Here is an 11453-nt window from a genome sequence, read left to right on the forward strand (position 1 = left end):
ATGGATAGCAAACCGACTGTTTTGTTACTCGGGCCTACCGATGATTACCTGAAGAAAGTCGAAGCCAAGGCTAACGTGGTGCTGATCACTGAGCCTGCCCGCGTCACACCCTACCAACGTGGGTTGATCGATCCGGTCAATCTCCTGGACTTCAACGACGTCAATGCCCTGGTCAGACGCGCGCTGGAATTACAGCGTCAATTCGCGATTGACGGGGTTTACTCGTTTACCGAGTTGGGCATGGAATGCGCGTCGATACTTGCATCGACACTGGGTGTCCCTGGGCCCGACCTGCATTGCTCCTTTACCTGCCGGGACAAGTTAATGACGCGACAGGCGTTGGAGCGCAAGGGCCTGAACACGGTAGCGTTCGAAGGGATAAGGCCTGGCGATATCGACGAACCGCTGATTGCGCGTGGCAAGAAAGTGCTCAAGCCAGTCGATGGCACCGGAAGTGTGGGCGTTCGCATTATTGAGGAGGGCGAACTGATTGGCTCGCCCTCCAATCTGTGCATCCTCGAGGACTATGTCGAGGGCCGCGAATTCAGCTGTGAGACTTTCAGCATTGATGGCCAGCATTTCAAACTGGCAGTGACCGAGAAACGCTTGTCGCAGCCTTGCGGGGTGGTGGAAGTCGGCCATGTTATTGATCCCGCACAGACGTTTATCAGTCCCGCTCAGTGGGACTATCTACAACACGTGCTGGACGCGATCGGGCTACGAAACGGCCCGGGCCATATCGAGTTCAAGTTGCACGATGAGGCGCTCCATATCATCGAATGCCATAACCGGCCTGGCGGGGACAGAATCTGGAACCTGGTGGAACTCGCTACCGGCTTCGACATGATTACGGCCTCGATTGACAGGCTACTGGGCGCGCCCGTCGAGGTACGCCTGCTTAATCATCGCTGCGCCGCCATCCATTACTTTGAATACTCACCGGGCCTTGTCCGGCACTGTAAAGCCTGGCAAGGGAGCCTGCCGGCGGATATTCACTGGCTGGACTGGAAGCTTTCCCCTGGGATGGTGATAGCGCCAATGACCAGTTCCTCGGACCGTTACGGCAGCTTCATTGTCTCGGCCGATTCAAGATCCGAACTGCTCAGACGTATCACTGACGTCGAGCGCCAGTTCGAGGTTGAAATATCGTGAATATCCTGACGATGATAAAAGCGCTGCCGGTGTCGGCCATGCGCGTACTGTTGATTCAATGGCTGACGGCAATCGGGTATTTCTCGGTTATCCCGTTCTTCATGGTCTACCTGGTGCGGTACCTGCATTTTTCTCCGGCCTTCGCAGCCACTCAGCTGACACTTTTCCTGGTCGGCCAATATGGTGCCTCTTTCCTGGGTGGCTATATTGGCCACACCAAAGGCCCACTGTTGGCGATGCGGCTGGGGCTCGGGCTGCAAATTATCTGCTACCTGGTCTTTGCCTGCGGGATCGACGATGCGCTGTACCTGAGTTGCTTCAGCCTGCTGCTAGGCGTAAGCAAAGCGTTTTTTACACCCGCCTCCAAAGCTTTGCTCTCTACGCTAACGCCTGGGCAAGATCAGCTATTGCTGTTTTCCCTGCGTAGCACCATCAACAATCTGGGGGTTGCCATTGGCAGCGCCATCGGCGCGTCCATGCTGGATTTCAATGTTGTCGGTTTTTTTATCGCCGCCGCCGCCGTACAGATAGTTGCCCTGTTTCTGTTATTGACCCTGCGATTACCCGCCATCGCCATCGAAGCCAACCTTAAAAAGGCGAGCTTTATCAGCGGCGTGAAGCGCTTGATGGTTAAACCTTTTTTTCTCTTATTGCTGATTTTGTACGCGCTCTACAGCTTTTTATATATCCAGCTCGAATACTCATTTCCACTGCATGCCGCACAGGGCTGGGGCAATGAAATGGTGACCTATATCTTTTGGGTCAACGCCTTGGTGGTGATGGGTCTTCAAGTGCCGCTCAATATGTATTTATCGCGCTTCATTTCTCACTGGGCTGCCATTTTTATTGGCTTTCTATTCATGGTGCTGGCGTTTCTGATCATCGGCACGTCCAGTTTCAGTACGCCTTTTTTGCTGGCCATCGCGTTCTTCACACTGGGCGAGTTAATCATTGACCCAGCGATTGATACCGTGGCCGGAAGTCGAAGCGAAAAGCACTACCTGGCAATCGCTTTCTCCTTGCTCGGGCTGGCAGGCCTGGTAGGCAGTGTCAGCGGCAACCTGATAGCAGGAGCACTCAGTACGGAGGAAGGAGCCTTTCAGCGCAATCTATGGTTTTTGAATGTGCTGTTGGCTATGGTGGGCGCAGGGCTTGTCGCACTCACGGCGAGGGTCAGATTCTTTAGTAAAATGGAACTTTATAATGAAAAAGAATGATGATTTTTTTACTGCTGAGGGCTACAGCCTGAGCGCAGACAAGCGCCTGTTGGACCTGGATTTTATCCACGGCTTTCTCGTCCAGTCGACGTGGGCCAAGGGCATTACCCGTGACCGTGTGCAGTTAAGCATTGATAACAGTTTGTGCATGGGCGTCTATCACCATGGGCGGCAAGTCGGTTTTGCCCGGCTGGTGACGGATTTCGCAACGTTCGGCTATTTGTGCGATGTCTTTGTCGACGAACGCTATCAAGGTAAAGGCCTGGGCCGCTGGGTGTCCGAAGGCATATTGGCGGGCCCCGAGGCTGAACAACTGCGCCGCATCATACTGGCCACTACGACGGCTCCGTGGCTGTATGAAAAGATGGGCTTCGTGCCGGTCAACCAACCGAACTACATCTGGCAAGTCTTCCGCTCCGATATCTACCAGCGCTGAAACCTCGACAAACCCGCCTGGGGAACGACCCCAGGCGTGAGCGTTCATCGGTCCATAAGCCGGCGGTCACAGACCGCTGCATCTTCCTTTAATCGCCTCATGCAGACGTATGCCGTTCGGCTAGGTATAGTGCGGCCCCTCTTCGCGTCTGCGGCCGTCGGTAACGAGGCCCGGATACAACGCGAAAGCGCATGAATAACAACACCCGCAAAAGGATTGGGGCGAAGCGTCGTGCACTGCCTGGTGCTGAGCGACGCGTCGGACCGTCCTGCGTTTGCCATTAAAAAATCAGCGAGGAACACTCCATGCTCGAAGTCATCAACGACTTCCTCTCAGGGAAAGTACTGATCGTGCTCATTGTCGGGCTCGGCGGTTATTTCACGATCCGCTCGCGTTTCGTTCAACTGCGTCACTTTTTCCACATGTTTTCGGTGTTTCGCGACAGCCTGAAAAGCAGCTCCGGCCAACTCAGCTCGTTCCAGGCGCTGATGCTCAGCCTCGCCGGCCGTGTGGGTGCCGGTAACATCGCCGGTGTCGGCATTGCCGTAACCCTGGGCGGCCCGGGTGCCGTGTTCTGGATGTGGGTCACCGCGCTGGTGGGCATGTCTTCGAGCTTTATCGAGTGCTCCCTCGGCCAGCTGTATAAGCGCACCGACGCTGAAGGCACTTACCGTGGCGGCCCGGCCTACTACATCCAGCACGGCTTGCATAAGCGCTGGTTGGGGATGGTCATGGCGTTCCTGCTACTGGTGACCTTCGGCTTTGCCTTCAACGGCCTGCAAGCCCACGCCGTGACCCACTCGCTGAACAACGCCTTCGGCCTGGACACCACCTACACCGGCCTGGCCCTGGCGGTACTGCTGGGCCTGGTGTTCATCGGCGGGATCAAGCGCATCGCCTCGATTGCCGACCTGCTGGTACCGGTCAAGACCCTGGTCTACATCGCCGTGACCCTTTACGTGATCGTGCTGCAATTCGACCACGTGCCGGCCATGCTCGCGACCATCGTCAAGAGCGCCTTCGGCCTCGACCAAGCCTTCGGTGGCCTGGTGGGCAGCGCAATCATCATGGGTGTAAAACGCGGCGTATTCGCCAACGAAGCCGGTTTGGGCAGTGCGCCTAACGTGGCAGCGGTGGCTTCGGTAGAACACCCGATCGCCCAGGGCGTAGTCCAGGCGTTCAGCGTGTTCCTCGACACCTTCGTGATCTGCACCTGCACCGCCTTGCTGATCCTGCTCTCCGGTTTCTACACCCCGGGCTTTGAAGGCGACGGCATTGCCCTGACCCAGAACTCCCTGGCCGCTGTAGTCGGTGACTGGGGTCGCATGTTCATCTCGGTGGCCCTGGCGTTGTTCGTGTTTACTTCGATCATGTACAACTACTACCTCGGTGAGAGCAACCTGCGCTTCCTGGTAGGCAACAACCGCAAGGTGTTGATGGGCTACCGTGCACTGGTGCTGGCGCTGATCTTCTGGGGCTCGATCGAGAACCTGAGCACCGTGTTCGCCTTCGCCGACATCACCATGACCCTGCTGGCGTTCGTCAACCTGTTCGCCCTGGCGTTCCTGTTCAAGATCGCCATGCGCATCCTGAACGACTACGACAACCAGCGTGCAGCGGGGATCAAGACGCCGGTGTTCGATTCCAGCCAATTCCCTGACCTGGATCTGGACCGCCAGGCCTGGCCAGCAAATCCGGTAAAACCGGACAGTGCGCCGCTGGCTGAACTGCATGCTCAAGCGCAACGCTGAGTCTGCCAAAACCAGATAGATGACACGCCGCCCGGCCTTGGGCATGCTCTGGGCCCGGCGGCGTTTTTCGTTCAGGAGATTTCTTGATGCACTCAGCTAACAACGTGATGGTGCTTTATACCGGCGGCACCATCGGCATGCAGGCCAGCGCCAACGGCCTGGCGCCCGCATCCGGTTTCGAGGCGCGCATGCGCGAACAGCTTTGCAACCAGCCATTGCCCACCTGGCGCTTCCGGGAAATGTCCCCGCTGATCGACAGCGCAAACATGACGCCCGCCTACTGGCAGCGCCTGCGCACTGCCGTGGTTGAGGCGGTGGACGACGGCTGCGACGCGGTGCTGATCCTGCACGGTACCGACACCCTGGCCTACAGCGCGGCCGCGATGAGCTTCCAACTGCTGGGGCTGCCGGCGCCAGTGGTGTTCACAGGCTCCATGCTGCCGGCGGGTGTGCCAGACAGTGATGCCTGGGAAAACGTCAGCGGTGCGCTGGCAGCCTTGGGCGAAGGCCTGGCACCCGGCGTTCAGCTGTATTTCCACGGCGCGCTGATGGCGCCGACCCGTTGCGCGAAGATCCGCAGCTTTGGTCGCCACCCGTTTGCCGCGTTGCAGCGCAATGGCGGCGGGGCCCTGGCCAGTGAAATTCCGGCTGCCCTGGATTTTCGTCAGCCCAAGGCCCTGGCCAACGTCGGGGTATTGCCGCTGGTACCGGGCATCGCGGCCGTGCAACTGGATGCGCTGATCGACAGTGGCATCCAGGCGCTGATCCTCGAATGCTTCGGCAGCGGTACCGGACCGAGCGATAACCCTGCGTTCCTGGCCAGCCTGCAACGGGCACAGGACAAAGGGGTGGTGGTCGTGGCTATCACCCAATGCCATGAGGGCGGCGTGGAGCTGGATGTCTACGAAGCCGGCAGTCGCCTGCGCGGCGTCGGCGTGCTGTCCGGCGGCGGCATGACCCGCGAAGCGGCATTCGGCAAGCTCAACGCACTGGTCGGTGCCGGTCTCGATAGCCTGGAAGTCCGCCGCCTGGTGGAGCTGGACCTGTGCGGCGAGTTGCGCTGAGAGGCCGCTCACCTACATAAGCACCACCGTTCCTGACACGACGCTTTCTAGCATGGCAACGCCCCGGGTTTCTTCCAGGGACGTTGCCATTCTTTTGCTTGTCAGGACACGCCATGACGTCACCTCCCGCTCTCGAGCCCCATCAAAACCCCACTGACACGCTGATCGCGCAGATGTCTATCGGCCCAGCGTTCCGAGAAGTAGCTGCGACACGGCTGCGTGAACATTTGCAGTTGCTTTACCCGAGCCTGGACATCGACCCGAACGCAGTCGTTGTAGGCACGCCGCTGTGGGACCTTAAAGACGATGAGGTCGTCCTGGTCGGCTGCGATTATCAGGCGCTCACCGATATTCTCGCCGTGCAGACCTTGTTCGCAACGACAGCGCTGTACATCGAAGGGCAGCATTTTCTGAGCCAGCTGCCGATCGTCGAGCCTGCGGTACACCTGCCGGTACGCATTCTCGACATTGCCAGCCTCCTGAACGCGGTGGCGCCGCTGATGGTGCGGGCGTACCAACAGGCGCAACTGGATTATTGGAACAGCGCCGAGGACGGCAACCCGCGCTGGCGTGCGCTGTCGACGGTGCTGCGCAACGTCTGGAACGTCAACAAGGTACCCGGCTGGACCGACGACGACTGCCTCATGGCGCGCCAACTTTTTCTTGCGCCTGATGCCGCGACACGCAAGGCCGATACCTCTCATGCGCTGCGCGCCTATGTGGTGGATATCGACCAGGTCGACGATTACCTGATCAGTGTCCTGATCGGCAAACAACAAGGCAGAGAGGTGGTCCTCACCCACTCATTGTTCTCGGGCCTCAAGAAATACACCTCCCTGGACCAACTGGGCCTTGAACTGCCGCTGTCAGCGACACAACAGTGGCGCCTGATAGAGCCCGAAGGTGACTTTTTCGATTACCTGGCCAGCGCCTTTATCGGTATCCAGATAAAGGACATCGGCACCATGGAGTGCTCTGACATACGCGAGCCGGAGGTCGCTCAGCACAATCTGGCGCAACCACCGACGCCCCGGTCCACGCGTGAAGCAGCGTTCCTGCAGGACTACCTGGAGGCGCTCCCCGATTGGCTGACCAACGCCTCGGCTCCGGACCAGGACGCCTACGCCCGCCACCTCAAGGATCTGGCGGCCTTGCACAGCGCCAATGAAGGCCGCAGCTATGACCAAGGCCTCAGCTCGATCCGTGCCTACACCCTTGAGCAACTGAAAGCCGAACTGCTCAAGGACCACCCCGACGCCGACGCACAGTTGCTGGATGACCTCGACATCGTGGTACGCAGCCCGGTGGTCTGGGGCTTGTTCGCGGTACCGGGGCAAATCGAGACCACAGTGTTCAGCCTGACGGAGCTGGCCCTGCAAAACCTGATCGCCCTGCCTCTGGGAAGCAAGTCCCTGCGCCGCCACAAGGCCCGCGCGTCGCCAGAATGGCTGAGCGTCGATTACCTGGAGAGCCTGATCACCCGCGTGGATATCGGCACCACCTACCCGGCGTTGATCAAAGAAACCTTGCTGGATAACCCGACAGAGTCCGCACGCCGCCAGCAACTGTATGCCGAGCACTTGCGTATTCAACTGCCGCTGCTGGCGCTGCAATGCAAGATGCGCGGCGAAGGTGCGATTGATGAACACGGCTATGCCTACGTGAAGGCGGTCATGCAGGCCAAGCCGGCCGAACGGCAAGTCCAGGGCCAGTTGATCGTCATGCGCCCACTGGCGTTTGTGCCGACCCGGCGACAGGACGCCACGCCGGATGAGGTCGCCAACATGTATGTGATCGGCCCCGAGGACCCGGCTGCCGGCCCGTGCCTGCTGTACCGACCGTTGCTCGACAAGTCGCTGCTGCAGTTCCCTTCGCCAAGCAATTTGCTCTACGCCCTGCAGCAATCGATCAGCCTGCGCGAATCCGTACTGGCCTGGCTGCCCGATAACGTACGCACCGATTACGCCCGCTATGTATTCCCCGGCGACCTGCCCTCGCCTTGGGCCATGGTCGACTTCATCGTCGATCCCTACAAGGTATGGATCATGGGCGGCTCGCTGCTGCTCAGCCAAACCGCGATCACCGGCGAGCTGTTCAGCGCGCTCTACAACGCCAATGCCAATGCACTGGTCACCCTGGCCGACCAGCAATCGATGTCCAACGTCGAAGCACGCTGGGCCACGTTCAAGCGTACCGGCTGGCTGATCTTCAACCTGGCGTTGCCGTTCCTGGGGGGTACGGTCGGTGCCGCAGCCTGGATCTGGCAGATCATGGACCAGTTGCAACACCTGGCCGACACCCGCCGTCACCCTGAGCAGGACTCAACCTGGGCCGCACTCGCCGACTTGCTGTTAAACATTGGAATGGCCATCACGCTGCACAGCGTCAGTCGCAGCGCACCGCGCCGGACACTGCGGAGCAAACCACTGCCTCCCCCGTCACTGTCGGCCCCTGCCGGGCCCGTGAAGCCCAGCAGACTGGCGACGATTTCTGCGGACGCGCTGGACACGCCTGACCAACCCTTACACGTCAGCGGCGCAATCAACCGCACACCGCTGCGCCTGGCGACCGTGCTGGATAGCTTCAAGGTGAGCAAGCCAGACACCGTGGGGGACGCCAACGGCGAAGTCGGCCCGTGGCAAGACCTGTATCGGGGTGGCGAACACTGGTACGCGCCGGTGGGCGATCGCTGGTTTCAGGTGGTCGTGGATGAAAACGAAAACGTGTTGATCGTCGACTCTGAACGTCCCTCGCGCACCGGCCCGCCGTTGGTTCATAACCGCCAGGGCCAATGGTTTGTCGATACACGCCTGCGCCTGCGCGGGGGCGGGCCTAAGATCATGACCGCAAAAGGACGGGCGCAAGCCAAGCAAAAAGCCGAGGAGCTGCGCAGGCGCCTTGAAGTGTTCGAAAGCCAGAAAAAAACCAGCCAGGAGACCTTGCAACAGGCACGCCAGGCAATGGACACCGGACCTTCCAGTTCGGCGCAAGCCACGCGACAGGCTTACCTTCAGACCCTGCAGACCCAACGCACGGACTACGAGTCGGCGCTGCAGATGCTTAAGGAAATGAATGTGCACGAGCCAAGCGTGGAGTACGCGCCAAAGGCACTGGGCTACATCAAGGCCCAAGCCAAATTGACCCAGGCGGCGCTGAGCGAAATCCTTGCCCGCTTCACACCAAAATGGCGCGCCGTGCACGAACAGATGCTCCGCCAGGCCGAAGCGCCGCAAGAGCGTTCGATTGAAGACTTCCGAGAAATGCGCGAGCTGGCCGGGGCATTGCTCGTACAACTGGAGTACATGCACGGGCGCTTTAACGAGCTCAAGGGGCTGGCCAGGGATGGTGCGCTGCTGTTGAGCACTCTCAAGGGCTCGATGCCGGTTTACAGCAGTGATGACCTCAAGGCGATTCGCGTGTCGCTCAACCGAAACCTGTGCCTGCCGCCTGACAGCCTAAAGACAGCGCCCGCCGCCTGGTCGGCGATTGACCAGATTATCGACAGCGCGGACATTACGATCCAGTGCCTGCGCGACACCCTGAAAGAGCGCAGTGACCGCCGCCTGGACGAACGTATCGATACCTTGAGCAACCTGGTGGAGCAGTTTCAATTACTCGACGAGCGCTTGCAGGATTTTCCCGTGGAGTTCTCCGAGCATGCCATCCCCGACCAGATAAAGGAGTTACGCGAGGAGCTGAGGGGGTTCCACCGACGCGCAATCACTCATCTCGGCCTCTTGAGCAATGAGCGCGAGGTGTTCAGGAGCCGCCCCACGCCACCGTCGACCCCGCCACGCCCTCTCAGGCAGTTTATCCGCACCCGCTACAGCGGCCTGCTGATAGGCGAACCGCGCTTGAACGAGCTTGGCCTGGAAACCGGCCTGGTGGATATCCGCTCGCCAATGACCGAGCAAATTCTCGCCACCTACCGTGAGAAAACCAAGGGCGTGTGGGTGGTCCACGACACCGTCGCGCGCCCTTCTGCCGAACCGGTCGAGGTGGATGTGCAAGCGACCATCAATCAGGGCCAGGCCCTGCTCGATGAGTTGCCGGCATTTCTGGCGCGAGCCCGTACCCATGCCAACCTCGCCGACCGCGTCCCCTTTGGTATCGAGTACTTTTACCAACAATATGCACAGCGCCTCGAGCAGGCCAGCAACGCGATCGAAGAGGCCCTGACGCAGCGCAACATTACTGAAAGCGATGCCATGTCCGTGCCCGCCAGTACCGTGACCAAGGCCATTGACAGCGCCCTGGCCCAACTTCACCAACAGAGTAATCAGTTGGTGCACAGGGCGCTCAAACTGGCACCCCCGACCATGTCGGGGGTGGAATGGCTTCAACGCCACAACGCGATCACCATCAAGAAAACCATCACCCGCCGTCGAATAAAGTCCTCGACACCTGACTACCTGGATGAATACACCATCAGCGACCGCGCCACGCACGAAGTGCTCTGGTATGCCCATTTTCACTACAGCGCCAGCTGGACGCCGGACAAAGCCATCCTGTCTGCCCGCCTGAAAACCCCGGCAGAACATCGCCTGGGCGCCGCGGCCGACTCATCCAAAGGCCTCAATCGCACGCAAACTGTTGCGTTTTACCGCAGTGAGATCAGCCTGCAGCAGGCGCGCGAGCTGTTTTTCGAGCGCCCCAAATCCGAGTCCGGCGGCTGATCGGCAGCAGGGGACGGCATACAATTTGCTGCGTCACTGCCACATCCTCGCGCCGGTTTCCCCATGCTGCATTCACATCTGACTACCCTCAATGCCGTCTCCCTGGTCCTGGCCACCTTCAAGGACCAGGGCCTGGCAGGCGACGTATTACTGGCCGGCAGCGGCATTGACGTGGCCGATCTGCACCGTGCCGACACCCGTATCACTACCTGCCAGGAGATGCGTGTATGCGCCAACGCCGTGGCCTTGCGCCAGGACATCGGCCTGGAACTGGGCCAGCGCATGCATGTGTCGTGCTATGGGCTGCTCGGCTATGCGCTGCTCACCAGTGCCACCTTAGGTGACGCTTTGCGCCTGGCGCTGCGCTACCCGGCGCTGCTGGGAACACTTTTCGAGCTGAACCTGTTGGAAGACAGCGAGCACGCCTGGCTGACCGCCGGCGATTATCGGGAAAACCCGGCGCTGGCGGCATTCAATGTGGAATTCTGCCTGGTGTCATTGAAGGTCATCTGTGATGACCTGCTCGGCCGTCCGCTGCCGTTGCGTGAGGTGCGCCTGGACTACCCGGCGCCGGAGTACCACGCACGGTATGCCGAGCGCTTCGACTGCCCATTGCAATTTGGCACGCTGACCAACGGGTTTGCCTTCGACCCACAGTGGCTGCAACAGCCCCTGCCGCTGGCGGATCCCATCACCCATCGGGCCATGGCCGAGCGCTGCCGCAAGCAAAACTCCGAATTCACCGGGCGCCAGGCCTGGCTCAACCGTGTGCGCCAGTTACTGGCCGACCAACTGCATGCCGCGCCTGGCCTTGCCGGCTTGGCCGCGCAGATGAACTGCTCTGCGCGCACGCTGCGCCGACACCTGCACGCGCTGGGTTGCAGCTACCAGCAATTGCTCGACGAACTGCGCTTTGAGAGGGCCAAACAATGGCTGGCGCAAGACCAGATGCCAGTTCACCAGATCGCCGAACAGCTGGGCTTCAGCGAGACCGCCAGCTTTCGCCATGCCTTTGTGCGCTGGAGCGGCGTGGCGCCCAGTCTCATGCGCCATTAAGGGGCGCGTTGCGGTCACTTAATCTGGCCACATTTATCCCCTTCTGGCCGCTCTTGCCATTCTCTTGAGCCCCCCGCGCCGCAACACTTGAAGGCACAACA

Annotated in this window: 7 protein-coding genes; all 7 read left to right on the forward strand. The window is 60.0% G+C overall.

Translation table 11 applies throughout. The annotated features are described in order from the left end of the window. Window positions 1-1152 carry an ATP-grasp domain-containing protein gene (locus M5B97_RS10480; protein ID WP_248731425.1) on the forward strand — a complete coding sequence of 384 codons (1152 nt, stop codon included), beginning with the start codon at window positions 1-3 and terminating at the stop codon, window positions 1150-1152. Next, entirely contained in the window at window positions 1149-2369 is a 1221-nt protein-coding gene (locus M5B97_RS10485) for an MFS transporter (protein ID WP_248731426.1), read from the forward strand. Before M5B97_RS10480 ends, M5B97_RS10485 begins: the two co-directional genes overlap by 4 nt. Continuing rightward, a complete protein-coding gene (locus M5B97_RS10490) occupies window positions 2356-2805 on the forward strand; it encodes a GNAT family N-acetyltransferase (protein WP_123716601.1) in 450 nt (149 codons plus the stop codon). Before M5B97_RS10485 ends, M5B97_RS10490 begins: the two co-directional genes overlap by 14 nt. 305 nt (window positions 2806-3110) lie before the next feature. Next, window positions 3111-4556, forward strand: a complete 1446-nt coding sequence (locus M5B97_RS10495) for an alanine/glycine:cation symporter family protein (RefSeq protein ID WP_134659501.1) — start codon at window positions 3111-3113, stop codon at window positions 4554-4556. Between the two features lie 86 nt (window positions 4557-4642). Further along, complete coding sequence (locus M5B97_RS10500) at window positions 4643-5620, forward strand: asparaginase (RefSeq protein ID WP_248731427.1); 978 nt, start codon at window positions 4643-4645, stop codon at window positions 5618-5620. Window positions 5621-5733: 113 nt separating this feature from the next. Next, entirely contained in the window at window positions 5734-10296 is a 4563-nt protein-coding gene (locus M5B97_RS10505; RefSeq protein ID WP_248731428.1) for a hypothetical protein, read from the forward strand. A gap of 63 nt (window positions 10297-10359) precedes the next feature. Continuing rightward, on the forward strand, window positions 10360-11352 hold the full coding sequence (locus M5B97_RS10510) for an AraC family transcriptional regulator (protein ID WP_248731429.1): 993 nt from the start codon (window positions 10360-10362) through the stop codon (window positions 11350-11352). Window positions 11353-11453 lie beyond the last annotated feature (101 nt).

Source organism: Pseudomonas sp. MWU13-2517 (assembly GCF_023242545.1).
Taxonomy (GTDB): domain Bacteria; phylum Pseudomonadota; class Gammaproteobacteria; order Pseudomonadales; family Pseudomonadaceae; genus Aquipseudomonas.

Coding starts and splice junctions, on each gene's coding strand:
- M5B97_RS10480 (WP_248731425.1), top strand. CDS start 1: ATGGATAGCAAACCGACTGTTTTGTTACTCGGGCCTACCGATGATTAC.
- M5B97_RS10500 (WP_248731427.1), top strand. CDS start 4,643: ATGCACTCAGCTAACAACGTGATGGTGCTTTATACCGGCGGCACCATC.
- M5B97_RS10505 (WP_248731428.1), top strand. CDS start 5,734: ATGACGTCACCTCCCGCTCTCGAGCCCCATCAAAACCCCACTGACACG.
- M5B97_RS10490 (WP_123716601.1), top strand. CDS start 2,356: ATGAAAAAGAATGATGATTTTTTTACTGCTGAGGGCTACAGCCTGAGC.
- M5B97_RS10510 (WP_248731429.1), top strand. CDS start 10,360: ATGCTGCATTCACATCTGACTACCCTCAATGCCGTCTCCCTGGTCCTG.
- M5B97_RS10495 (WP_134659501.1), top strand. CDS start 3,111: ATGCTCGAAGTCATCAACGACTTCCTCTCAGGGAAAGTACTGATCGTG.